This is a genomic window from Streptomyces sp. NPDC088730 (assembly GCF_044751215.1).
GTDB lineage: Bacteria > Actinomycetota > Actinomycetes > Streptomycetales > Streptomycetaceae > Streptomyces.
Genome location: NZ_JBIVLK010000005.1, coordinates 12,655 through 38,066, shown reverse-complemented (window position 1 = coordinate 38,066; position 25,412 = coordinate 12,655). Strand labels below are relative to the sequence as shown.

The following is a 25,412-nucleotide window of genomic DNA, read 5'->3' as shown; positions in this document are numbered from 1 at the left end:
CACCAGCGTACGATTCGCGGCCGGAACAGGCCCCGGTACGTGCCAGGGGCCGTCACAATCCCGCTGTGGGCCCCGTGCGCACACCAGTTGTGAGGACTCATTCAGAATGAGCCAGGACGCCAGCACACCTGACAGCCCGGGTTCCCCGGAGAATCGCCGTCGCGGGCGCGAGCGGACGCGCGGCCGGCGAATACGCCGGGCGCTCCTGCTGTCGGTCCTGGTGATCGTCATCGCCGCGGGCGGGACAGCGTACTGGCTCTACAGCCGGCTCGACGGGAACATCAAGGGCGTCGACATCGACAGGGCGCTCGGGGACGACCGCCCCGAGAGGCTCCCCACCAGCGGGCAGAATCTGCTGGTGCTCGGCTCCGACTCGCGCGCCGGGGCGGAGAACAAGGCGCTGGGCGGCGGGGGCGGCGTCAGCGGCGCGCGCTCCGACACCGCGATGGTCGTGCACATCCCCGAGGGCCGCAGCAGGGCCGTCGCCGTGTCCATCCCGCGCGACACCCTGGTGACCCGGCCCGAGTGCGTCAGGTCCGACGGCTCGACCATGGACTCCGCGAACCGCGTGATGTTCAACTCCGTCTACTCCCAGGTCGGTCCGGCCTGCGTGGTCAAGACCGTGGAGAAGATGTCCGGGGTCCGCATCGACCACTATCTGGAGATCAACTTCGCCGGATTCAAGGACCTCGTCGACGCCATAGGCGGCGTCACCGTCGATGTTCCCCAGGATATCCACGACAAGGCCTCCGGACTCGACCTCACCGCCGGGTCACACAAGCTCAACGGAACCGAGTCCCTCTCCTACGTCCGCACCCGCCACGGCATCGGTGACGGCAGCGACCTCGGCCGCATCGGACTCCAGCAGCAGTTCCTGCTCGCCCTGCTCAGCGAGGTCAAGTCGCAGAACCTGCTGGGCAGTCCGGCCGGCACCTACCGGATCGCCGACTCCGCCACCAAGTCCCTCACCACCGACGAGGGTCTCGCCTCGCTCAAGTCGCTGATGACGTTCGCCCGTTCGATGAAAGGCGTCGACCCGGGCTCGATGGAGACGATCATGCTGCCGGTGGCGTACGACAGGATCGACCCCAACCGCGTGGTGGCGGCTCAGCCGCAGGCCAGGACGGTCTGGAAGGCGCTGCGCGAGGACTCCGCCATCCCCGCGTCCGCCAGGAAGTCGCCCGCCACCGGCGGCTGATCACCCGTCATCGCGCGGGCGCGATACGTCAGGAGAGCCAGTCGGCGTAGCGGGTCGGCGCGAGGTGCGCGCCCGGGTCTGTGAGGGCGTCTCCCTGGACGGCGGCGAACATGCCTGCGGTGGGGTCGGTCACGACCCTGCGGTTGTCGCCCCGGCCGGACAGCGTCCGGCGGCCCAGCTCGTCCAGGGTGAAGACCTCGGGTCCCGCGATGGTGTGGATGCCGTTCAGCGGCGCGCCCTCGGCGATCCGGGTGACCGCCTCCGCCACGTCGGCGGCGGCGATCGGCTGGATCGGCGTGGCCGGCAGCCGTACCGTGTCGCCGTCGGTGGTCCAGGACAGCACGGCGTCGATGAACTCCATGAACTGCGTGGCCCGGACGATCGAGTACGGGACCGGTCCCGCCGCCAGGAGCTCCTCCTGGAGCACCTTGGCCCGGTAGTAGTCGAGTTCGGGCACCTTGTCCACGCCGACGATCGAGAGGACGACGACGTGGCCGGCGCCGGCCTTCCGGGCCGCGGCCAGCAGGTTGCCCGTCGACGTGCGGAAGAACTCCGGTGCGGCTTCGTCGAACGTCGGCGAGTTCGTCAGGTCGATGACGACGTCGGCCCCCGCCGTCGCCGCGTCGAGTCCCTCGCCGCTGATGACGTCGACACCGGTGGACTTCGAGTGCGGGAGCGCCTCGTATCCGGCGTCGTTCAGGTTCCTGACGACCTGTGCCCCGATGAGCCCGGTACCTCCGAGGACCGCGAACTTCATGACATTCCCTTCGTGGTGCGGTGGACCCGGCTGTGCTTGCGGCCGTAGGTGAGGTAGATGACGACGCCGATGACCATCCAGATGCCGAACCGCAGCCAGGTCTCGGCCGGCAGGTTGAGCATCAGCCAGACGGACGCGGCCACCGAGAGCACCGGGATCAGCGGGACCCACGGGGTGCGGAAGGCGCGGTGCAGCCCGGGGCGGGTGCGGCGCAGGACCAGGACGCCCAGGGCGACGACCACGAAGGCGAAGAGCGTCCCGATGTTCACCAGTGTGGCGAGCTCGTCGATGCTGGTGAATCCGGCGACGATCGCGATGATCACGCCGAGCAGGATGGTCGGGCGGTACGGGGTGTGGAAGCGCGGGTGGGTCTTCGAGAAGAAGCGCGGGAGGAGGCCGTCACGGCTCATCGCGAAGAACACCCGGGTCTGGCCGAGCAGCAGGATCATGCAGACCACGGTGAGGCCGACGGCGGCGCCGAAGCTGATGATCCCGGCGTAGACGGGGTGCCCGACTGCCTTGAAGGCGTCGGCCAGCGGGGCGTCCACGGAGAGTTCGGTGTAGTGCTCCATTCCGGTGACCACGACCGATACGGCGACGTAGAGCGTGGTGCAGATGAGGAGGGAGGCCATGATGCCGCGCGGCATGTCTCGCTGCGGGACCTTGGTCTCCTCGGCGGCCGTGGCCACCACGTCGAAGCCGATGAAGGCGAAGAAGACGACGGAGGCCGCGGTGAAGATGCCCATGACGCCGAAGTTGGTGGGCGCGTACCCGAAGATCAGCTGGACGAGCGGCGCCTGCAGGCCCGAGCCGGCGGACTGCGGCTGGGCCTCGGGGATGAACGGCGAGTAGTTCGCGGTGTCGATGAAGAAGAGGCCCGCGATGATCACGATCAGTACGACGGCCACCTTGATCGCCACCACGACGGTGGTGACCCGGGCGGAGAGCTTCATGCCCAGCACCAGGATGACGGTGAGGATCAGGACCAGGACGAACGCGAGGATGTCGAAGCCGAATCCTTTCGTCGCGTCGGTCCCGGAGAGCGCGTTCGGCAGCGACCAGCCGATGTTGTCCAGCAGTGAGCGGACGTAACCGGACCAGCCGACCGCCACCACCGCCGTGCCCAGCGCGAACTCCAGCACCAGGTCCCAGCCGATGATCCAGGCGACCAGCTCCCCGAGCGAGGCGTAGGAGAAGGTGTACGCGGACCCGGCCACCGGGACGGTGGAGGCGAATTCCGCGTAGCAGAGGGCGGCCAGGGCGCAGACGACGCCCGCGACCACGAACGCGATGGCGGTGGCCGGACCGGCCGTCTCCTTGGCCACCTTGCCGGTGAGGACGAAGATCCCGGTGCCGATGATGACGCCCACCCCGAAGACCGTGAGGTCCAGGGCGGAGAGGGACTTCTTGAGGGCGTGCTCCGGCTCCTCGGTGTCGCGGATGGACTGTTCGATCGTCTTGGTCCTGAACAGCCCGTCCCGGCTGGGGGGCAGGTCCTGCTGCGTGCTCACCGGCGTACCTCCACGCACTCGTCGTGGGTGCCATGATTCGGAGATTCGGACCGGCCCGCCTCCGGCACGCCCCGCAGGGCGGGATTTCACGCGAATGGGCCGGTCGGGCCACCCGTGGAGGGTGGGCGACCGGCCCATTGGCGGTGTGGCCTTGCGGATCAGTCCCGGACGGGCTCCGCCACGGAGCGGCTCTCCGCGTCCGTCTCGTAGCGGCCGTCGAGCTTGGCGACCAGACCGGTGACCTGCCGGGCGATGTCCGGTGCGGTCAGCCCGATCTCGGCCATGACCTCCTTGCGGGAGGCGTGGTCGAGGAAGACCGGCGGGATGCCGAAGTCGCGCAGCGGTACGTCGACGTCCGCGTCGCGCAGCGCCTGGGCGACGGCCGAGCCGACGCCGCCGGCCCGGCTGTTGTCCTCGACGGTGACGACGACGCGGTGCCGCGCGGCGAGCGGCGCCATGGCCTCGTCCACGGGCTTCACCCAGCGCGGGTCGACGACCGTGGTCGAGATGCCCTGGGCGTCGAGCAGGTCCGCGATCTCCAGGCACATCGGGGCGAGCGCGCCGATGGAGACGAGCAGGACGTCGGGCCGGGAGGTGCCGGGCTCGCGGAGCACGTCCATGCCGCCGGCCGTGGAGACCGCCTTGACCGACGGGCCGACCGCGCCCTTGGAGAAGCGGACGACCGTCGGGGCGTCGTCGACCGCGACGGCCTCGCGCAGCTGGGCGCGGACCTGGTCGGCGTCGCGCGGGGCGGCGATCCGGAGGGTCGGCACGCACTGCAGGATCGACATGTCCCACATGCCGTTGTGCGAGGCGCCGTCCGTGCCGGTGACCCCGGCCCGGTCCAGGACGAAGGTCACGCCGCACTTGTGCAGGGCGACGTCCATCAGGACCTGGTCGAAGGCGCGGTTGAGGAAGGTGGCGTAGACCGCGAAGACCGGGTGCAGTCCGCCGGTGGCGAGGCCGGCCGCGGAGACCGCGCCGTGCTGCTCGGCGATGCCGACGTCGTAGATCCGGTCCGGGAAGGCCTTCTCGAACTTGGTCAGGCCGACCGGCTGGAGCATGGCCGCGGTGATCGCGACGATGTCCTCGCGCTCGTGGCCGAGCTTGACCATCTCCTCGCCGAACACGGAGGTCCAGTCGAGGCCGGAGGTGGCGACGGGCAGCCCGGTGTCGGGGTGGATCTTGCCGACGGCGTGGAAGCGGTCGGCCTCGTCCAGCAGCGCCGGGGTGTAGCCGCGGCCCTTCTCGGTGAGGCAGTGGACGATGACCGGGCCGCCGAAGCGCTTGGCGCGCTGGAGCGCGGACTCCAGTGCCTCCAGGTCGTGTCCGTCGATCGGGCCGACGTACTTCAGCCCGAGGTCCTCGAACATGCCCTGCGGGGCGATGAAGTCCTTGAGGCCCTTCTTGGCGCCGTGCAGCGTCTCGTACAGCGGCCTGCCGACGACGGGGGTGCGCTCCAGGAGGTCCTTGCCGCGGGCCAGGAAGCGTTCGTAGCCGTCGGTGGTGCGCAGGGTCGCCAGGTGGTTGGCGAGGCCGCCGATCGTCGGCGCGTAGGAGCGCTCGTTGTCGTTGACGACGATGACGAGCGGGCGGTCCTTGGCGGCGGCGATGTTGTTCAGCGCCTCCCAGGCCATGCCGCCGGTGAGCGCCCCGTCACCGATGACCGCGACGACGTGGTCGGGACGGCTCAGCACCTCGTTGGCCTTGGCGAGGCCGTCGGCCCAGCCGAGCACCGTGGAGGCGTGGCTGTTCTCGATGACGTCGTGCTCGGACTCGGCGCGCGAGGGGTAGCCGGAGAGGCCGCCCTTGCTCTTGAGCTTCGTGAAGTCCTGGCGGCCGGTGAGGAGCTTGTGTACGTAGCTCTGGTGGCCGGTGTCGAAGAGGACCTTGTCCTTCGGGGAGTCGAAGACCCGGTGCAGGGCGATGGTCAGCTCGACCACGCCCAGGTTGGGTCCGAGGTGTCCGCCGGTCTTGGAGACGGCGTCGACGAGGAAGGTCCGGATCTCTTCGGCGAGCTGCTCCAGCTGCTCGGGGGTGAGCCGGTCCAGGTCACGCGGTCCGCCGATGCTGGCCAGCAGATCCCATCCGTCGCCCACCACCGCCCGTGCATGACGCGCTTCGCGCGGCTGTGTCACCGTGCCTCCTTGCGATTGTGCTGGTCGAGCATGCCGATCCGATGAGTCTAATGTTCCGTTCGCCGCCACGGACATCGGGCGGGCGTGTGCCGACCCACCGGCCCCGCCCGCCGAGGCCGGGCGCACCGGCCCCACCTGTGCGTTCGGGGCGCCGCGCGAATGGTTCCGGGCAGGCACTGTGACGGGAACGACGCCGCGGATTCAGGCCCGCGCCTCCGCGAGCCGCCGCATCACCCCGCGCACGCCCGCCACCAGGACCAGCAGGACCGCGACGGTGTAGAAGGAGTCCGGGGTGTGCCGGCCGCCGTTGGCGTCCGCCAGGAAGGCCGGGTCGAAGAACTCCCGCCGGTACAGGATCCACGCGAGCGGCAGCGTGAACGCCGCCTCCGCGGCGATGTGCCACAGGGCGAGGGCCCGCGTCGGAGCGCGCACCGCCCGGATCGCGTCGAGCGCCACGAGTCCGGCGAGCCCGGCCAGGACCGGCCAGATCCAGCCCGACCACAGGCCCGGGTCGAGCACGTCGAGGTGCACGCCCTCGTCGGTCCGGTACGGCCGCGCGGTGTGCTGCCACACGATCAGGGCGATCAGCAGCGCGTGCCAGGCGGTCCCGGCGTAGGCCACCGAGCCGCGGCTGCCCGGCGCACGGGACTCCGGCAGTTCGTCGGGCGTCCAGACCGCCCTGCCGGGTGCGCCGGGTCGCTTGCCGGACCGCTCGGCCAGCGCGAAGACCACGGTGAGCCAGGCGGTCATCTGGGCGCCGAGGGAGAGCACCGTCCCGGCGGCCCCGCCGATCACCGAGGCGGCTCCCCGTCCGTCCAGGACGTCGAGGACCGCGCCCAGCGCGGTGACGGCCGGCAGCACGGCGAGCAGCAGCACCGTGAGGAGCCGCACGTACGCCGGGTAGAGCTCGGGCCCGATCAGGGTGAGCGGCCGGTCCGCGTAGCCGGCGGCGAGCCGGATCGGGTCGCCCATCTCGGTGAGTACCTCGCGTTCGGCGGCCGCCGGGTCGTCCGGATCCCGGGCCTCGACGGCGTCGGCGATGGTGGCGGACAGCTCCTCGGCCACGTCGCCGCGGCGGCCGGCCGGGATGCGCCGGACGACCTCCGCCACATAGCGGTCGGTCAGCGTGCCGGTGCCGGGCGCACTCAGCGTTCTCATCGGTCCCCCTTGGTCAGCCGTGCTATCGAGGCGTCCAGGGCCTGCCACTCGCGCAGCAGCCCGGTGCGGACCCGCGCCCCCTCGGCGCTGATCCGGTAGAACTTCCGCGGCCGGGACTGCTCGGTGTTCCACTCGCTGACGAGCAGCCCCTGCTTCTCCAGGCGGCGCAGCAGCGGGTAGAGCGTGTTGCCGTCGACCGCGATCCCGGCGTCCCCGAGCGTCTCCAGGAGCGCGTAGCCGTACTGCGGTTCCTCCAGGAGCGCCAGGCAGGCCAGCACGACCGTGCCGCGGCGCAGCTCCTGGGCCTGGCTGAGGATCAGTTCATCGGTGCCCACGCGTGACACGATACTGTGCACCGCACACTAATGTCACCGTGAGGGCGGCCGTCCCGTGCCGGAACGCGACCGTGCCCGGCGCCCCCCGAAGGGGCGCCGGGCACGGTCGGCGGTGCGGGCTGCGGTACTAGGCGCGGCCCGCGGTCTTCTGCGTGCGGCGGGAGACCGAGTCGATGACCACGGCGGCGAGGAGAACCGCGCCGGTGATCATGTACTGCACGGCGTTGGCCATGCCGATCATGTTCAGGCCCTGCTGGATCGACTGGATGACGACCATGCCGAGGAGCGCGGACCAGACCTTGCCCCGGCCACCGAAGAGGCTGGTGCCGCCGATGACCGCGGCCGCGATCACCAGCATCAGGGTGTTGCCGCCGCCGACGCTCTTGGTGGCGCCGCCGGAGAGGCTGGCGATGAAGAGCCCGCCGAAGGCGCCGAGCGTGCCGGAGAGCGCGAAGACGATGATGCGGATGCGGTCCACGCTGATACCGGCGCGGCGCGCGGCCTCCGCGTTGCCGCCGACCGCGAAGACCTGGCGGCCGAAGGTGGTCCGGCGGGCCACGAAGTCCGCGATCACCAGGACGGCGAGGAAGAGCACCAGGGCCAGCGGCAGACCGCGGGCGCCCTCCGGCTCGTTCAGGACGTACGCGACGACGAAGCACAGGACGGCGACGACGGCGGTGCGGAGCACGATCTCGGTGACCGGACGGGCGGGCAGGTTCGCCGCCTTGCGGCGCTTGCTGTCCACCAGGAGGGACGCGGCGTACGCGATCACGGCGACCAGGGCGAGGCCGTAGCCGACGCCCTTGTCCTCGAAGAAGTAGTTGGTGAGGTCCTCGACGACACTGCCGGACGGCGTGTTGATCGAGCCCTCGCCACCCATCATCCAGTCCTGCAGACCGCTCCAGCCGAGGAAGCCGGCCAGGGTGACGACGAAGGCCGGCACCCCGATCTTCGCGAAGAAGAAGCCGTGCAGGGCGCCCAGCGCGGTCCCGGCGAGGACGGCGGTGAGGATCGCCAGCCACTCCGGCCAGCCGTGGTTGACGTTGAGCACGGCCCAGGTGGCCGCACCGACACCGGCCACGGAGCCGACCGAGAGGTCGATCTCGCCGAGCAGCAGCACGAACACGATGCCGACCGCCATGATGCCGAGGCCGGAGCTGTACACAGCGATGTTGGCGACGGAGCTGGCGGAGAGGAAGTTGCTGTTCTGGAACTGGAAGACGATCGCGATGACGATCAGCCCGACGAAGACCGGCAGCGAGCCGAGCTCACCGCCGCGCACCTTGCGGGTGAACTCCGACCAGTAGCCCTTGAAGCCCTCCTCGCGGATGAGCAGGCGCGGGTCCACCGCGGGGACGGTCGCCTGGGCCGGCACCGCGGCGCCCGGCCCGGCCTTCTCGGTCTTCTCGGCGGAAGGCCCGGGGGTCTTGGCGAGGTCGCTCACTTTGCGTCCTCCTTCGTGACTGTGCGTGCCTGGCGGCGCGTGACGGCATTGTCCGTGGCGCCGGTGATGGCGGCGATGACCTCTTCGTGGGACGTGGTCGCGACGTCGAAGACGCCGTTGTTGCGGCCCAGCCGGAGCACCGCGACCCGGTCCGCGACGGCGTTCACGTCGGCCATGTTGTGGCTGATGAGGATGACGCCGTGGCCTCGCTCGCGCAGCCGCTCGACGAGGTCGAGGACCTGGGCGGTCTGCTCGACGCCGAGTGCGGCGGTCGGCTCGTCCAGGATGACGACCTTGGGGTCGCCGATCAGGGCGCGGGCGATGGCCACGACCTGGCGCTGGCCACCGGAGAGCGAGGCGACCGGGATGCGGACGCTGGGTATCCGGATGGACAGGGTGTCCAGGAGTTCCTTGGCGCGCTTCTCCATCCCGATCTCGTCGAGGACGGAGACGCTGCGCAGCTCGTTGCCGAGGAAGAGGTTGGCGACGACATCGAGGTTGTCGCAGAGGGCCAAGTCCTGGTAGACGGTGGCGATTCCGAGGTCCTGGGCGTCGTTCGGCCGGTTGATCCGGACCGTCCCGCCCTCCCACTCGATGGCGCCTTCGTCGATCGGGTGGACACCCGAGATGGTCTTGACAAGGGTTGACTTGCCGGCGCCGTTGTCGCCGACCAGGGCAACCACTTCGCCGGGGTGAATCTCCAGGTTCACATCGGTGAGCGCCTGAACGGCGCCGAACCGCTTGGAGATTCCGCGCAACGCCAGCACGGGCGTAGCGGACACGTGAATCATCTCCTTCGCCGCCTGACCGGCGGGGATGGTGCTGCATTGCACAGGGGGGTGCCGGTTCGGGCCGTCGGACCACCGTCGTCGCCTGGTGGCCGTGGGGCCTGGGGCGGCGGCAGTCCGACGACCGGATCCGGTGGGAGAGTCCGGCCCCGCCCCCGCTTTGCGGGGCGTTGACGGGGCGGGGGCCGGACTGGCAAGGGGCGCCCCGAGGGCTTGCCCGCCGGTGCTACTTGATGCCGGCGGCGTCGCACGCCTTCTTGTACTCGGGGGTGCAGATGTCGGAGGCCTTGTAGACCTTGTCCGCGACGATCGTGGAGCCGATGTTCTCCTTGGTCACGACCGTGGCGTCGTACAGCCGCGACGGGATGCCCTTGAACTCGCCCGAGAGGCTGTCGACCTTGGTGTTGACCAGGTCGTCGAACTTCTCGCCCTTGAGGAGCTTCACCGCGATACCGGCGGTGGTGTCGGCCTGCGGCTTGATCTGCTTGTAGATCGAGAAGGACTGCTCACCCGTGAGGATGCGCTGCAGACCGGCGAGCTCGGAGTCCTGGCCGCCGACCGGGACCTTCACACCCTGCTTCTTGAGGGCGGTGATGATGCCGCCGGCCATGCCGTCGTTCGCCGAGTAGACGCCCTGGAAGCCGTTCTTGCCGAGCGAGTCGAGGGCGGCACCCATCTTCTTGTTCGCCTCGTCCGGCGACCAGTCCGGGATGTCCTGCTCGTAGACGACCTTCTTGACCTGGGTGTCCAGGACGCTGTGCGCGCCCTTCTTGAAGAAGGGGGCGTTCGGGTCGAGCGGCGAGCCGTTGATCATGACGACGTTGCTGCTCTTCGCCTTGTCGCCCAGCGCCTTGACGAGCGCCTCGCCCTGGAGGCGGCCGATCTTCTCGTTGTCGTAGCTGATGTACGCGGAGATCGGGCCCTCGGCGAGACGGTCGTACGCGACGACCTTCACGCCCTTCTTCTCGGCCTGCTGGACCCAGGACTTCACGGCCTTGTAGTCGACCGTGTCCAGGATGATGACCTTGACGCCCTGGGTGACCAGCGAGTCGAACTGCTTCTTCTGCGTCTCGGCGTCGCCGCCGGCGTTGTTGTACTTGACGTCGCAGTCCGAGCAGAGCGCCTTGATCTTCGCCTCGATCATCGGGCGGTCGAAGGTCTCGTAGCGCGTGGTCTTGTTCTCCGGCAGCAGCAGGCCGATGGTCTTGCTGTCACCACCGCTGCCGCTGTCCTTGTCGTCGCCCGCCTTGCCACAGGCTGCGAGGGAGACGGCCATGGAAACCGCGGCCGTGCCTATGACGATGCGTCGCGTCATTGCGTTCATTACGGGTGTGCCTCCCTGACGAGGCCGCAGCGTTGCGGCCGAGGTGGCTGGAAGTCAACTCGGCCGCGAGGCCAGCGTCAAGGAGTAAATCCTTAACGAGATGACAACGGTGCCATTCGTTATCTAAGTGAAGGCAGGAGTCGCCGCGGGGAGGGTGCTCTCCAAAAGGGTTGAATCCCCCATCTCGCTCAGGACGAGGGCGAGCGCGCCCAGTACTTCGGCCCGGCCGCCGAGCGCCCCGGGGAGCACCGACAGCTGCCGCGCCGCGCTGGGGATGGAGTAGCGCGCGACCGAGTCGCGGATCGGCCCGAGGACCAGCTCGCCGGCCTCCGCGAGCGAGCCGCCGAGCACCACCCGGCTGGGGTTCAGCAGGTTGCAGAGGTTCGCCACCCCGCTGCCGATGTGCCGCCCCACGTCACCGATCACCCGGCGGCACCCCGGATCGCCCTCACGGGCCAGCTGGACCACCCGCTCCATGGTGAGATCGGGACCGTGGCTGGGCTGGAGCAGCGGCAGCACGTACCGGGCGGCCGTGAACGTCTCCAGGCATCCCCGGTTGCCGCAGCGGCAGACCGGGCCCGATTCGTCGAGGGTGATGTGGCCGATCTCGCCGGCCGTGCCGCCGGGTCCCCGGTAGATGTGCCCGTCGATCACCAGACCGGCGCCGACACCGCTGGCGACCTTGATGTACGCGAGGTCGCTGACCCCCCGGCCGCTCCCCCAGACCAGCTCCCCCAGCGCCCCGAGGTTGGCGTCGTTGTCGACGTAGACCGGCACCCCGAGGCGTCCGGCCAGCTCTTCCCTGGGGTTGATGCCCGTCCAGCCCGGCAGGATCGACGTGGAGCCCAGTGTGCCGGACTCGACGTCGATCGGGCCGGGTACACCGAGGCCGACCCCGATCACCTTGCCGGGGCTGATCCCGGTCGTCTCGATCAGCCGGTTGACCAGCTGTTCCGCCCGCCCGAAGCCCTCGGCGGAGGAGGCGTCCACGTCCAGCGGCTCGGACTCCTCCGCCAGCACCTGGTGGGCCAGGTTGCCGACCGCCACCCGCAGGTGCGTATGGCCGAAGTCGACGCCGATGACGATGCCCGCGTCACCGCTGAGGGAGACGCTGCGGGCGCGGCGGCCGCCCGCAGAGGTGGGGGTCACCTCGACCGTGCCGCCCTCTTTCAGTTCGCGAACGATATTGGAGACGGTGGCCGCGGAGAGGCCCGTGCTCCTGGCGATCTCCGCCTGGGTGAGTGACCCCGCCATACGTACGGCGCGCACGACCCGCTCAAGGTTGGCGCGATGCAGAGATGTCTGCGACCCCGGAGTCTCCATCGACTCTCTCACTCCTGCCATTTTCTCCAACATGTGAACTCTAAGCTGAGCGTTTTGGGGTACTCCCCGTCAAGACCTTGAGCAGTCGAAGCCTCCGATGAGCACCGGACCCTCGCACGTCGACCCCTGCTAACTCCCCCGTAAACAGACGAACCGCCCGCCGGCGAGGATGCCGGCGGGCGGTTCGGTCGTTCGGTGCGAGCGTTCGAGGAGTTACTTCACCGCTCCCGCGGTGAGGCCCGCCACCACCTGGCGCTGGAAGATGATGTAGGCCGCGAGGACCGGCAGCATCGCCATCACCAGTCCGGCGAAGAGCCCGGACCAGTCGCCCTTGTAGCCCTGCCCGTTGGCGAGTTCGACCAGGCCCTGGGAGAGCACCCGGTACTTCGGATCGGTGTTCAGCACGGTGGGCAGCAGGTACTGGTTCCACTGGCCGAGGAAGTTGAAGATACCGACGCTGATCAGGCCGGGCTTCGCCATCGGCAGCATCACCTGGAAGAACGTCCGGGTGTGCGAAGCACCGTCGAGCATCGCCGCCTCCGCCACCGAACTCGGCAACGAGCGGAAGAACGAGGTGAGGAAGAAGACGGTGAACGGCAGCGAGTACGCGATGTAGACCATGATCAGCCCGTGCCGCGTGTTCAGCAGGCCCATGTTGTTCATGACGAAGAACAGCGGGACCAGCGCCAGGATGATCGGGAAGCTCATCCCGCCGATGAACATGTAGTAGATGAAGCGGTTGCCGGGAAACTCGAACCGCGCCAGTACGTACGCCGCCATCGAGCCGAGCAGCAGGGTCCCGATGAGCGAACCGCCCACCACCAGAATGGTGTTCAGGAAGTAATCGCTCATGTGCGCTTGACCCCAGGCACGCGACCAGTTCTCGAAGTGAAGCTTGTCCGGCAGCGCCCATGGCGTCGACAGGATCGAGTCATCCGTCTTGAACGAGGCCATGATCGCCCAGAGCAGCGGCATGACCACCAGGATCGCCCAGATGACCAGCACGCCGTGCGAGAAGACGTTGAGGACCTTGCCCTCGCTGCTCTTCGCCTTGCCGGCCGGTGCGGGCGCCTTGGACACGGGGGCCGGTTCCGTCACCTTATCCACGGGAGGGGTGTCAGTGGCCTTCACGTGTGCTCACCTCGTACTACTGTCGAGCCGGCCGCCGCGGCCGGGCTGTCTTGCCTGCTGGGGGTCCGGGCACCGCGCCCCGGGGAGCGCGGCATCAGAACTCCAGCCGCTCGCGCCGGCCCAGTCGCATCACGATGGCGGCGAACGCCATGGTGATGATGAGCAGTCCGACGCCGATCGTCGTCGCGTATCCGGCCTGGCCGTCACGGAACGCCGTCTGGTAGACGTACAGCGGCAGGACGGTGGTCGAGTAGTCGGGGCCGCCGGGGCCCACGGTCATGACCTGTACGGCTGTGAACGCCTCGACCCCGAGGGCCAGGATGCCCATGTAGACCCAGCCCGACTGCACGGTGTCCCAGAGCAGCGGCAGGGTGATCCGGAAGAACGTCGTGACGCGGCTGGCCCCGTCCAGGAGCGCCGCCTCGTAGAAGTCCTTCGGAATGGACGCCATTCCGGCGGAGAAGAGGACGACGAAGAATCCGACCGTCGACCAGATCAGCACCGACATGACGCAGATGAGCGCCAGGCTCGGGTCACCCAGCCAGTCCGGCTGAATGGACCCGAGCCCGACTCCCTTGAGCGCCGAATTCAGCATTCCACTGCGCGGGTTGAACGCGAACTGGAACAGCAGGGCGACGATGACGATCGACAGCACCTGCGGGAAGAAGTAGGCGATCTTGTAGAAACCCGAACCCCGCACGCCGGAGACCGCGGCGTTCTTGCGCCGCCGGCCTCCGACATTGAGCATGAAGGCGAAGAAGAGCGCGAGGCCCAGCGTCACCAGCGGCAGCAGCAGCACGAGCAGGAGGCTGTGCTGCAAGGACTTCCAGAAGATGTCGTCCTTCAGCATCCTGGTGTAGTTGTCGAAGCCGACCATCTTGAAGTCGGGGCTCAGACCGGTCCAGTCCGTGAACGAATAGTAGATGGCCTGGATGAACGGCCAGATGACGAAGACCGCGTACAACACCAGTGGGACTACCAGGAACCCCACAATGAAGCGGTACTTGCCGTGCTGCATCGTTTACCGACCCCGATCTTTCCGCGGGTGCCGCCGCTGGTGACGGTTACTCACTGGTGCTTGTAGTGCTTGATGGACTGGTCCTTGGCCGCGGCGTCCGCGTAGGCCTGGATCTTCTTGATGGCTTCGGCGGGCGTCAGACGCCCGGCCATCATCTCGCCGAGGCCCGCACCGATCTGCTCCTTCTGGAGCTTCACGTACCAGTCCTGCATACGCGGGTTCACCACGTTGTCGCCGGCCTTCTTCAGCGCGTCGACGCCGGACTGCATGGCCGTGGACAGGGTCAGTCCGTCGGTGCCGCCGTTGAAGGCGCTCAGCGACTTGACCTGCTTGGTGAAGTTCTTCGAGGACGCCTCGGAGAGCATGATGCGCAGCTGCTCCATGCCGCCCTCGGGGTTCTTCGCCTTCGCCGGGATGATGAACGGCTCGCCGCCGGACGCCCAGATGGTGCCAAAGGGCAGCTTGTCGGACGAGTCCAGTCCGGACGGCGCCGCGACCATCATCTTGAAGTCCTTCGGCGTGGTCGGCGCCGCCTCGTTCTCCACCCACGAACCGTTCGGGAGGAAGAGCGCCCTGCCCTTGGTCCACTCGGTCTGCGACTGGATGTGGGTCAGGCCCGCGGTGCCCTTGAGGATGTACCCCTTCTGCTGCAGCTCGTAGTACGCCTCGAACGCGGCCTTGACGGCCGGGTCCTTCCAGGCGTTCGGCTCCAGGTTGTCGATCTTGTCGAGAACCTCCCGGCCGCCGATCTTGGCGATGAACGGGTAGAGCGAGAACGGGAGGTAGTAGGGGTACTTACCGGCGTACGTCCAGCCGGCGATGCCCTTCTTCTTCGCCTTCGCGCACAGGGCGAGCATGTCGTCCCAGTTCTCGGGGTACTGGGCATCCAGACCCTCGAGCGCGGTCTGCGAGTACCAGACGCCGTACACGGTGTACGCGTAATACATGATCCAGACCGGATCGCCGTCGAACTGGCCCATCTCCAGCACGCCCGGCCGCAGGGTGTCGCGGACCTTCTTGCTCGGGTCGTCGAAGGACGGCGCGTCCATCAGCGGCGTCAGGTCGAGCAGCTGCTTCTTGCCGACGAGGACACCCATGTCCATCTGCTCGGCGCCCGAGTTGTCGATCAGGTCCGGCGGGGTGCCGCCGTTGAAGCGCGGCTGCAGCTGCGACTGGATCTTCTGCGTCGCGGTGTGCTTGACCTTCGCCTTGGGGAACGCCTTGGTGTACTCCTTCTCGGCGTCGATGGCGTACTGCTCGCCGAAGCCGCCGTTGAAGATGACCACGTCGAGACCGGCCGTGTCATTGACGCCCAGCGGGTTCTTCGCGCTGGTCTTGCCCTTCTTGACCGTGTCGTCGTCGCTGCTGTCGCTACTCGCACACGCCGACAGGAAGCTCATTGTCGGAACGGTGATCAGACCGAGTGCGGCAGACCGCTTGATCACGTCGCGACGGCCAAGGCCCTCATTCTTGCGGGCGGAGGTGGATGCCATGCTCAAGTCCTCGCCTTCTCCAGGACTCAGGCGGTGTTGTACCGGTCGCCCATCGATATTCGCCTCAGGCGAAGGGCCCCGCCACCGCGGTCAGTTGCGCTTGGGTGTTGCAGTTGCAGGCTAGCCATTGCAGTGGGGGGTGTAGGGGGAGGGGCCAGCCGACGCACCTGTGGCGCGTCGAGTTGCCCGGACCCCGTTGTCCCCCTTGTCGCACAGATGAAAAATTCCTGTGCAGACGCCGACAGGTATAGTCCACTTGCGCCCAACTGAGCAAGATCGAATGCAGGTTTGAGCGGCAGTCTTTCCCGAGTTGAGACCTCGCGGACACCTCGGCACCGCACGGCCTCCTCCAGATGTAACGATTTCCGCAATACGGTTGATTCGACACCGGGCTTCCAACCAACACCCTTGACACCACCAGGCACTTCACTTCCTACTGGTTCTTGCGCACGCTTCTGACAACGTTGTCCAAGCGCACTTCCTCGGGAGGAATGGCTCGGCATGCAGCCCCGACACGGTTCTCGCAAGAGACAAAACAGTACGGTCGCGCTGATCGCGGCTTCACTGGTCCTGGTCGTGACAGCCCCCACCGCGGCCGCCGCTCAGTCGGCCGGGTCAGGAGAAAAGGGTCATAAGCCTGCGGGCGACCGGACTTTCAGTTCTTCCTTCGAGGAGGACGAGAAGCAGCCGGACTGGCGCAATACCGTCGAAGAAGGCCCGGACGGAAAGAAGCGGACATCGGGCGTCGATGGCGGCTTCTCCGCCGGAATACCGGGCAATGTCACCGACAAGGTCACAGACGTCCGCGCGAGCGACGAGAACACCGGCGGCGGTGAGGTGAAGGAGAACCTCGTCGACGGTGAATCCGGTACGAAGTGGCTGTCGTTCAAGCCCACCGCCTGGGCGGAGTTCGATCTGTCCGAGCCGGTCAAGGTCGTCACCTACGCGCTGACCTCGGCCGACGACCACGCCGAACGGGACCCGAAGGACTGGACGCTCCAGGGCTCACAGGACGGCAAGAGCTGGACGGACCTGGACTCCCGCACCGGCCAGGCCTTCTCCGAACGCTTCCAGACCAAGTCCTACGACTTCACGACGGACAAGGCCTACCAGCACTTCCGTCTGGACATCACGAAGAACAACGGCGCCGCCGACGCGACCCAGCTCGCCGACGTCCAGTTCTCCGACGGGGACACCTCCGCCCCGGCCCCCGACGACATGCGCAGCCAGATCGACCGCGGCCCCTCCGGCTCCCCCACCGCCAAGGCCGGCGCGGGCTTCACCGGAAAGAAGGCGCTGCGTTACGCGGGCACCCACAAGGCGGACGGCCGGGCCTACTCGTACAACAAGGTCTTCGACGTCAACACCGCCGTCACCCGGGACACCGAACTCTCCTACCTGGTCTACCCCCAGATGGGTGAGACGGACCTGTCCTACCCGGCCACACACGTCGCGGTGGACCTGGCGTTCACCGACGGCACGTACCTGAGCGAGCTGCGCGCCACCGACTCCAACGGCGGTCTGCTGACCCCGCAGGGCCAGGCCGACGCCAAGCGGCTGTACGTCAACCAGTGGAACAAGGTCGACGCGCGCATCGGCACGGTCGCGGCGGGCAAGACCGTCGACCGGATCCTCGTCGCGTACGACTCCCCCAAGGGGCCGTCGAAGTTCCAGGGCTGGATCGACGACGTCAAGATCGCCCCGAAGGCGCCGGAGAAGCGCAAGGCGCACCTCTCCGACTACGCCTCCACCGTCCGCGGCACCAACTCCAGCGGCAGCTTCTCGCGGGGCAACAACTTCCCCGCCACCGCCGTCCCCAACGGTTTCAACTTCTGGACCCCGGTGACCAACGCCGGCTCCACGAGCTGGCTGTACGACTACGCCTCGGGCAACAACGCGGACAACCTGCCCACCATGCAGGCCCTCAGCGCGAGTCATGAGCCGAGCCCCTGGATGGGCGACCGGCAGACCTTCCAGCTGATGCCCTCGGCGGCCTCCGGCACCCCGGACGCCTCACGCGAGGCACGGGCGCTGCCGTTCAGGCACGAGAACGAGACGGCGAGGCCCCACTACTACGGGGTCACGTTCGAGAACGGCCTCAAGGCCGAGATGACGCCGACCGACCACGCGGCGCGGATGCGGTTCACGTATCCGGGCAAGGACGCGAGCATGGTCTTCGACAACGTCTCCAACGACGGCGGGCTCACCCTCGACCCGGAGACCAGCTCCTTCACCGGGTTCTCCGACGTGAAGAGCGGCGGCTCGACGGGTGCCACCCGGCTCTTCGTGTACGGCGTCTTCGACGCCCCCGTCACCGGCAGCGGCAAGCTGTCCGGCGGCGGCGGTGACGATGTGACCGGCTACCTGCGCTTCGACGCGGGCCGGGACCGCACGGTCAACCTGCGCCTCGCCACCTCGCTGATCAGCGTCGACCAGGCGAAGCAGAACCTGGCCGCGGAGATCCCCGCCTCGCGCTCCTTCGACCGGGTCGAGGACAGGGCCCAGGACACCTGGGACGAACTGCTGGGCAAGGTCGAGGTGGAGGGCGCGACCGCCGACCAGCTGACCACGCTGTACTCCAGCATGTACCGGCTCTACCTCTACCCGAACTCGGGCTTCGAGAAGGTCGGCGGCAAGGACAAGTACGCCTCGCCGTTCTCGCCGCAGGTCGGCTCGGACACCCCGACCCACACCGGCGCCAAGATCGTCGACGGCAAGGTGTACGTCAACAACGGCTTCTGGGACACCTACCGGACGACCTGGCCGGCGTACTCCTTCCTCACCCCGAAGAAGGCCGGCGAGATGGTGGACGGCTTCGTCCAGCAGTACAAGGACGGCGGCTGGATCTCCCGCTGGTCCTCGCCCGGCTACTCGGACCTGATGACCGGCACCTCCTCGGACGTCGCGTTCGCGGACGCCTACGTCAAGGGCGTGAAGTTCGACGCCGAGGCGGCGTACGACGCGGCCCTGAAGAACGCCACGGTGGTCCCGCCCTCCTCCGGCGTCGGCCGCAAGGGCATGGAGACGTCCCCGTTCGTCGGGTACGCCGACACCACGACCCACGAGGGCATGTCCTGGTCGATGGAGGGTTACGTCAACGACTACGGCATCGCGCAGATGGGCCAGGCGCTCTACAGGAAGACGCACAAGCAGCGCTACAAGGACGAGTCCGAGTACTTCATGAACCGGGCCCGCAACTACGTCGAGCTCTTCGACGACAAGGCCGGCTTCTTCCAGGGCAAGGACGCCAAGGGCGACTGGCGGCTGCCGTCCGACCAGTACGACCCGCGGGTGTGGGGCTACGACTACACGGAGACCAACGGCTGGGGCTACGCCTTCACCGCCCCGCAGGACAGCAAGGGCCTGGCGAACCTGTACGGCGGCCGGAACGCCCTGGGCAAGAAGCTGGACACCTACTTCGCCACCCCGGAGACGGCGGGCCCGGAGTTCGTCGGCAGTTACGGCGGCGTCATCCACGAGATGACGGAGGCCCGTGACGTGCGGATGGGCCAGTACGGCCACAGCAACCAGGTCGCGCACCACGTCACGTACATGTACGACGCGGCCTCCGAGCCGTACAAGACGCAGGAGAAGGTCCGCGAGGTCCTCGGCCGCCTGTACACGGGCAGCGAGATCGGCCAGGGCTACCACGGCGACGAGGACAACGGCGAGCAGTCGGCCTGGTACCTCTTCTCCTCGCTCGGCTTCTACCCGCTGGTCATGGGCAGCGGCGAGTACGCGATCGGCTCCCCGCTGTTCACCAAGACGACCGTGCACCTGGAGAACGGCCGCGACCTGGTCGTCAGGGCGCCGAAGAACAGCGCGAAGAACATCTACGTCCAGGGCCTGAAGGTCAACGGCAAGAAGTGGACCTCCACCTCGCTGCCGCACGAACTGCTGGCCAGGGGCGGCGTGCTGGACTTCGACATGGGCCCGAAGCCGTCGGCCTGGGGCACCGGCAAGAACGCCGCCCCGGTCTCCATCACCAAGGACGACAAGGTGCCCGCCCCGAAGAAGGACGTCCTGAAGGGCGCGGGCGCCCTCTTCGACGACACCTCGGCGACCTCCGCCCAGGCCGGGTCGGTGGAGCTGCCGGCCCCCGCCGGCACGAAGCCGGTCCAGTACACGCTGACCTCGGACGCGGCGGCGAAGGCCCCCTCGGGCTGGGTTCTGCAGGGATCGGCGGACGGCACCACCTGGAAGGACCTCGACAAGCGGTCCGGCCAGACCTTCGCCTGGGACAAGCAGACCCGGGTGTTCTCGGTGCGGGCTCCGAAGTCGTACGCGAAGTACCGGCTGGTGAGCACGGCGGCGGCGACGCTGGCGGAGATCGAGCTGATCTCCTGAGTCACCCGCACAGCGCATGAGGACGGGCCGCCCGCACACCGGGCGGCCCGTTCGCGTGTGTGCGGCCGGTCCGCCGGGCCGCCGGCTCTCAGGAGCGCTGTTCCGCCTTGTCCCGCAGGGCCTGCTCGACCGCCTCACGCACCCGCTCCTCCTCGCGCCGGGCACGCCGGGCGCGCGACCGGCGGACGAGCACGACAGCGGCGACGGCCGCGCCCAGGACGAGGACCAGGAGCAGCAGGAGCGTCCAGGGGACGGCCCAGCCGTGGGCCGTGGTCCGGACGGGGTCGAGGGCGGTGGTGGAGCCGGCCGCGTCGGTGATGAGCGGGGTGACCGCGACGGTGGCCGTGAGCCGGACGGCCGGGGTGACGCCGTGGACGGGGACGGTGACCTTCCAGCGCTCGCCGGGCAGCAGTTCGGGCGGTGCGGCGATGGCGCCGGCCTCGGTGCCCAGCGTCCCGAAGGGGCCGTTGAGGGTGACCTTCTGGGTTCCGGAGAGCAGGGCGTTGCCGGTGTTGTGGAGGCTGTAGGTCACCGTGGCGTCGCCCTGGCCGAAGGGGTTGGCGGTCCCCCGGTAGCCGATGTGCAGGTCCTCTACGGCGAGCGCGGGCTTCAGGGCGCCGCTGACGCGCAGCTTGATCCGGATGCCGAGGCGCCGGTCGACGGCGATACCCTCGGCGTCGTCGGACTGCTTGAGCGACGTCAGGATGCCGCCCACGTAGTCGCCGGGGGGCGCGTTGCGCGGGACCTTGACGGTGAAGGGGATCCCGGCGCTCTTGCCGGGGGCGATCCGCACGCTCGCGCGGTCCGGCTTCACCCAGGCGCCGATGGAGCGGGACTTCTTCCCCTCGGTGAGCAGGTCGAGCTGGCCCTTGTCCGTGGTGAAGCCGTCGGCGGCGTAGACGGCGAGGTCCAAGGGGTCGGTGCCGTGGTTGGCCACGACGAGGGCATCCTCGGCCGCACCGCCGGGGTTGACGGTGTAGCCGAAGCTCGACCGGTCCTCCCCGTAGTCGTTGGCGGCGGTCCTGACCGTCCAGGTGACGTCGCCCCCGGCCGCCCGCGCCGGGCCGGTGGAGGTGCCGAACACCAGGGCCGCGAGGAGGAAGAGGAGGACGGTGCGGACGGCGGCGGTGCGGCGAGGTGGTGCCACTGCGTGCATGGGGTCTCTCTCGGGAACGGCGGCGTGGCAGGCTGCGGCGTACCGGAGCCTGCCACGCCGGTGGAGCGGGGAGGGTCAGCTGCTCAGCGCGGTGAGGGTGAGGGTGGCGCGGTAGCCGCCCTTCTGGACGGAGTCCGGGATCTTCAGATCGAGATCGGCGCCCAGCCTGGCCGTACCGCGGGCGTGTCCCTGGGCTGCGGAGCCGAGGCCCCGGGAGAGGGCCAGGCCCTCGCCCTTGCCGCCGTAGCCGGAGGGGACGGCGGCACCGGCCTTGGCTCCGGCGCCCTGGTCGAGGACGTAGGGCGACCAGCCGAGGTAGGAGCCCTCGAACGTCTTGTCCGCGTCCTTGAACCGGCTCACGCCCGCCGAGACCGCCCACGGGGAGAGCGACCGGCGGGTGTCGGAGACGAGGATCGGGTTGATCTTGCCGGAGGCGGTGAAGTGGTCACCGTTCTCCTCCTTGGCGGTGCCGAGGTCCACCAGGCCGTTGTAGCCGTCGATGGTCCAGCCGAACTCGCCCGGAGCCGGCTTCGGCACGTTCACCTGGAGGGACTGGCCGTCACCGTTGTACGGGTGGACGCTCACCTTGTCGACGACCGAGCCGACCGGCTGGGCGGCGGTGGTGTTCTTGCACCAGTCGCCCTTGGATACCTGGGAGTTGGGAGCGGCGCAGCTGCCGCTGCGGATGTTCTCCACGACGAGCTTCTCGTCCCGCACCTGGACCTTGACGTAGCTGCGGACGTGCTCCTGGTTCTGGACGGAGTTGTACCAGTAGCTGTCCGGGTTCAGCGGGTCGGCGCCGTTGCCCGCGCCGCTGGTGCCGCTGGAGTCGGGCGGGGTGATGTCGTAGTACTTCGAGCCGGAGGCCGAGTTGGCCGTGACGTAGAGGACGCCGCCGGGACCGGGGTAGACATCGGCCGCGCCGGGCTGCTCCGCGGGGTCGGCCTTCGCACCGTTCTTGATGAGGTAGCTGCGGGAGTAGCTGTGGTCGTGGCCCTGGAGGACCATGTCGACGCCCAGCTTGGAGAAGGTCGTCGGGAAGTCGACCCGGCGGGCCTTGTTGTCCTTGTCCTTGGCGTGCGAGGCCGGTGAGTAGATCGAGTGGTGGTAGACGAGCACCTTCCACTTGGCCTCTGAGCCGTGCTCGTTGATGACGTCGGTGACGTACTTGGTGTGCGCCTCGTCGCCCCCGCCGCCCTGGGAGGTGGCGTAGCTGTTGCTGTTGAGGTCGATGAACAGTACGTCCTTGTAGATGTACCAGTAGTTGCCGCCGGACGTGTCGGACGCCGGGTTGCCGTTGGCGTACAGCGCACCGGAGTTGTCCGTGTTCGGCGTCGAGAAGTGCTGCTCGTACGCCTTGCCGCCGACGTCGTGGTTGCCGATGGTGGCGGCCCACGGGTACTGGCGGAGCTGGTCGGGCGCCAGGAAGGAGTTCCACTGGGACTCGTTGTTGGCGCTCTCGACCTGGTCGCCGCCGGAGACCAGGATCTCGGCCTTCGGGTTGGCCTTGGTGGCCACGTCCAGGGTGTCCTGCCAGCCGGCCTGGTCCTGCGCCAGGTCCCCGGAGGAGCCGATCTGCGGGTCGCCGAGGAAGAGGAAGTCGTATTCGCCCTCGAAGTCCTGGGTCGTGAAGGAGTACGCCTTGGACCAGTTGCCCTCGGTTCCGACGCGGTAGGAGTAAGCGGTGTTCTCCTTGAGGCCGGTGAGCGTGGCGCGCCGGTTGTAGCCGCCGCTGGCGGCGATGTTCTTGGCGCCCAGGGCGTCGAAGACGGCGGAGTCGGCGGGGAACTCGCCACCGGTGAGCTTCGCGGTGGGGGCGAGCTGGACCTTCTGGGCGGTGTCGGCGGAGGAGTACCAGCTGACGGTGCGCTGGGTCTCGTTGGCGCCGACGCCCAGGACGATCCCGGAGAGCGTGGCGGATTCCGCCGCGGCCGCGGGTGCGGCCTGTCCGCCCGTGAAGGCCACGGCCAAGCCCAGGAGGGCGGCGGTGGCTCCGCTGGCCAACCGATACCGCACAGGCCCACGGGCCCGCTGGGAAGCGTTCGTTCTCATGAAGTATCGATTCTTTTGTGTTCAAACGGTGTGCGTGAAGTGCACACACGAAGGAGGACACCAAGTTCTCCGCACCGGGTGAACAGCGTGCGACGGTGATCGGGGCAGTGGCTGAACATCACCGCTGACCTGGGGTTTCTACGAGCCGGTCAGGCGCTGCACGAACCAGGCGAGGCCCATGGCGGCCACTCCCGCCGACAGCGCTCCGGTGACCCACCGGGCGGCCCGAGGCGAGCGGCGGCCGAGGAGCAGCAGGAGCGGGAACAGCACCGCGATGAAGCCGAGCTGGACGGCCTCGATGCCGATGTTGAACACCAGCAGGGACCACAGCAGGGTCCATGACCACGAGGCCTCGATGCCGAGCGCGCCCGCGAAGCCGAGACCGTGCACGAGGCCGAAGCAGAACACGACGCCGAGCCGGGCCCACCCGGCACGGTCCAGGGCGAACCGGCTCCCGCCTGGCGCCCGGACTTCCACGGCCCGGGCGCCGCCCCCTCGCAGACGCCACAGGTGCCAGCCCGCCACCACGGCGATGGACAGTGCGATGACCGGCTCCACCAGCCCCGCGGGGACGTCGACCAGCCCCAGGGCGGCCAGCAGGAACGTCACCGAGTGGGCGAGGGTGAACGCGGTCGCGGCGAGCACGACCTCGCGGGGCCGCCGGGACCCGGCGATGAGGGCGAGCAGGAACAGGATGTGGTCGGTGCCCGTGAGCAGGTGCTCGGCGCCGAGCCGGAAGAACTCCCAGAAGCGCTCCGGCCAGGACTGGCTGATCGGGAAGGACGGGTGCCCGCTGTCGAGGGCGGCGCTGCCGGTACGGCCGTCGACGTCGTAGGTGACGATGGTCTTGGTCCCCTTGACGTAGCCCTCCGGGTCGGCGAAGAGGGTGCTGCGGATCTCGTGGTCACCGGTGCCGTGTCCGGCACAGGTCCAGTCGAGTGTGAGCAGCGCGTAGGGGACGCCCTCCTCCGTGCCCATCCGGAACCCGCCGACGGGGGCCGGCTCACAGCCGGTGCCGCCCGTGGCGACCGAGAAGCGCCGGGTGACGTAGTCGACGACGGTCTCGCGGTGGGAGTCGAGGGCCGCGGCGCGGGCGCGGTCGTCCCCGTTCTCGAACGCTTCGGTTCCGGTACGGAAGAGAGGGTCGTCGGAGCCCGCGTCGGCGGCGGAGACGACGAGCAGGTCGTACTCCAGCTTCAGTTCGGTCCGCGGCGGGCCGTCACCGTCGGCGGTGACGTGCGCGTACACGACGGAGGTGAAGCCATGGGCGGCGGCGGGCCCGACGAGGCCGGAGAAGAGGAAGGCCGCCGCGGCGAAGACGAGCAGCAGGCGGCGGACACGGTGCGACATGGGTCTCCTTGAGGGTTGCCCGTGCACCGTGCTGGTCGTGGATGAACCGGGGCCGACCGGTCAGCAAACCATGAGAAAACAAATGTTCGATGCGGGTCGGAACGGTGGAGATCGTGTGGAACGGCCGCGCAGGATGAGGGAAATACCGCACCGGTTCCGTCCCGCTCCCCGCCGGTCGGCCGCCACGTTTCCTCCCGGAGGACGATCGCCTTGCACCGCCCGCCCCTTGCCGCCGTACTGGTGGTGGCCGCCGCCCTGCTCACCGGATGCGCTTCGGGTGACGACTGGTCACAGCGGCGCCCCACCCCCTCCGCCGTCGGCGCGCTGGGTGCGGGCTTCACCGGCCCCGGCAGGTCACCCGCACCGGAGTCGACCGTCACGCCGAGCCCGGGTTCGTGGTCCGGGGTCCGGCCCTCTCCCGGCTTCCGCGTCGTCCTGCTCGGCGCGGGCGGGGACCGGCCGGCGAAGACCCTGGCGAAGGCGGTGAGGGAGTGGGCGAAGGAGACGGACGTGGACCTGCGCACCGTGACCGCGTCCGGCGCCGCCGACCTCCTGCCCGCCGTCACCCGGGCGTTGGAGCTGCACCCGGATCTCATCGTCAGCGTGGGCAACGACCTCATCGATCCCCTGACGACGGTCAGTCCGAGCCATCTCGCCCAGCAGTTCCTGGTCGTCGGTGCGGAACTCGCCGAGCCCACCCAGAACGTGACGGCGGTCGAGTGGCCGGGAGCCTCGTTCCGCGGCGAGGGACTCGGCACGTCCTCGGCGTACGACCCCGCCTCGTTCACCGATGCCCGCTGCGCGGCAGCCGTCCGGGCCGGCGCCGCGGCGGTGCTGACGGGTCACACCGGAATCGTGGTCCGGCTGGACGAGTTCTAGGGACACGTCT

The 25,412-nt window shown here is 68.9% G+C and carries 18 protein-coding genes; 3 read left to right on the top strand and 15 right to left on the bottom strand.

The features are described from left to right. The first annotated feature begins 106 nt into the window (after positions 1-106). Complete coding sequence (locus ACIP89_RS17580) at positions 107-1,198, top strand: LCP family protein (protein WP_402115565.1); 1,092 nt, start codon at positions 107-109, stop codon at positions 1,196-1,198. Between the two features lie 28 nt (positions 1,199-1,226). Here the strand turns inward: ACIP89_RS17580 and ACIP89_RS17575 are convergent, their stop codons facing one another. The 12 genes from ACIP89_RS17575 to ngcE form a co-directional block, all read right to left on the bottom strand. Then, positions 1,227-1,955 carry an SDR family oxidoreductase gene (locus ACIP89_RS17575; RefSeq protein ID WP_401930802.1) on the bottom strand — a complete coding sequence of 243 codons (729 nt, stop codon included), beginning with the start codon at positions 1,953-1,955 and terminating at the stop codon, positions 1,227-1,229. Further along, positions 1,952-3,466 (bottom strand): amino acid permease, encoded by a 1,515-nt coding sequence (locus ACIP89_RS17570; protein WP_401929316.1) that lies wholly within the window; start codon positions 3,464-3,466, stop codon positions 1,952-1,954. Before ACIP89_RS17570 ends, ACIP89_RS17575 begins: the two co-directional genes overlap by 4 nt. Before the next feature lie 158 nt (positions 3,467-3,624). Beyond that, positions 3,625-5,604, bottom strand: a complete 1,980-nt coding sequence (dxs, locus tag ACIP89_RS17565; protein ID WP_401929318.1) for a 1-deoxy-D-xylulose-5-phosphate synthase — start codon at positions 5,602-5,604, stop codon at positions 3,625-3,627. Between the two features lie 201 nt (positions 5,605-5,805). Continuing rightward, a complete protein-coding gene (locus ACIP89_RS17560; RefSeq protein ID WP_402115563.1) occupies positions 5,806-6,762 on the bottom strand; it encodes an HAAS signaling domain-containing protein in 957 nt (318 codons plus the stop codon). Next, positions 6,759-7,097, bottom strand: a complete 339-nt coding sequence (locus tag ACIP89_RS17555) for a PadR family transcriptional regulator (RefSeq protein WP_073734871.1) — start codon at positions 7,095-7,097, stop codon at positions 6,759-6,761. Before ACIP89_RS17555 ends, ACIP89_RS17560 begins: the two co-directional genes overlap by 4 nt. A gap of 127 nt (positions 7,098-7,224) precedes the next feature. Continuing rightward, positions 7,225-8,541: a sugar ABC transporter permease gene (locus ACIP89_RS17550; protein WP_401929323.1), complete on the bottom strand. Its 1,317-nt coding sequence runs from the start codon at positions 8,539-8,541 to the stop codon at positions 7,225-7,227. After that, complete coding sequence (locus ACIP89_RS17545) at positions 8,538-9,332, bottom strand: ATP-binding cassette domain-containing protein (RefSeq protein WP_401929325.1); 795 nt, start codon at positions 9,330-9,332, stop codon at positions 8,538-8,540. The genes ACIP89_RS17550 and ACIP89_RS17545 overlap by 4 nt, the downstream gene beginning before the upstream one ends. Positions 9,333-9,555: 223 nt before the next feature. Next, positions 9,556-10,653, bottom strand: a complete 1,098-nt coding sequence (locus tag ACIP89_RS17540; RefSeq protein WP_401929327.1) for a substrate-binding domain-containing protein — start codon at positions 10,651-10,653, stop codon at positions 9,556-9,558. A 123-nt stretch (positions 10,654-10,776) separates the two neighbouring features. After that, positions 10,777-11,976 (bottom strand): ROK family protein, encoded by a 1,200-nt coding sequence (locus ACIP89_RS17535; RefSeq protein WP_401929505.1) that lies wholly within the window; start codon positions 11,974-11,976, stop codon positions 10,777-10,779. Between the two features lie 213 nt (positions 11,977-12,189). After that, positions 12,190-13,107 (bottom strand): carbohydrate ABC transporter permease, encoded by a 918-nt coding sequence (locus tag ACIP89_RS17530; RefSeq protein WP_024488628.1) that lies wholly within the window; start codon positions 13,105-13,107, stop codon positions 12,190-12,192. A gap of 94 nt (positions 13,108-13,201) precedes the next feature. Then, complete coding sequence (locus tag ACIP89_RS17525) at positions 13,202-14,125, bottom strand: sugar ABC transporter permease (protein WP_363224031.1); 924 nt, start codon at positions 14,123-14,125, stop codon at positions 13,202-13,204. 50 nt (positions 14,126-14,175) lie between these two features. Then, the gene (gene ngcE / locus ACIP89_RS17520; RefSeq protein WP_401929330.1) at positions 14,176-15,618 is read right to left on the bottom strand and encodes an N-acetylglucosamine/diacetylchitobiose ABC transporter substrate-binding protein; all 1,443 of its coding nucleotides are present in this window, start codon (positions 15,616-15,618) and stop codon (positions 14,176-14,178) included. A gap of 501 nt (positions 15,619-16,119) precedes the next feature. Here ngcE and ACIP89_RS17515 point away from each other — a divergent pair. Continuing rightward, positions 16,120-19,965, top strand: coding sequence for a GH92 family glycosyl hydrolase (locus tag ACIP89_RS17515; protein ID WP_402115561.1), 3,846 nt, complete (start codon positions 16,120-16,122; stop codon positions 19,963-19,965). 88 nt (positions 19,966-20,053) lie between these two features. On the opposite strand, the gene ACIP89_RS17510 is transcribed toward ACIP89_RS17515, so the two are convergent. The 3 genes from ACIP89_RS17510 to ACIP89_RS17500 all read right to left on the bottom strand — a co-directional run bounded on the left by ACIP89_RS17510 (position 20,054) and on the right by ACIP89_RS17500 (position 24,523). Then, positions 20,054-21,121 (bottom strand): WxL protein peptidoglycan domain-containing protein, encoded by a 1,068-nt coding sequence (locus ACIP89_RS17510; protein WP_402115560.1) that lies wholly within the window; start codon positions 21,119-21,121, stop codon positions 20,054-20,056. Positions 21,122-21,196: 75 nt separating this feature from the next. Beyond that, positions 21,197-23,173: a fibronectin type III domain-containing protein gene (locus ACIP89_RS17505; RefSeq protein ID WP_401930786.1), complete on the bottom strand. Its 1,977-nt coding sequence runs from the start codon at positions 23,171-23,173 to the stop codon at positions 21,197-21,199. A gap of 138 nt (positions 23,174-23,311) precedes the next feature. Further along, positions 23,312-24,523 carry a HupE/UreJ family protein gene (locus ACIP89_RS17500; RefSeq protein WP_402115558.1) on the bottom strand — a complete coding sequence of 404 codons (1,212 nt, stop codon included), beginning with the start codon at positions 24,521-24,523 and terminating at the stop codon, positions 23,312-23,314. A 210-nt stretch (positions 24,524-24,733) separates the two neighbouring features. Here ACIP89_RS17500 and ACIP89_RS17495 point away from each other — a divergent pair, with 210 nt between their 5' ends. Further along, on the top strand, positions 24,734-25,402 hold the full coding sequence (locus ACIP89_RS17495; protein WP_401929339.1) for a hypothetical protein: 669 nt from the start codon (positions 24,734-24,736) through the stop codon (positions 25,400-25,402). The last annotated feature ends 10 nt before the right edge of the window (positions 25,403-25,412 follow it).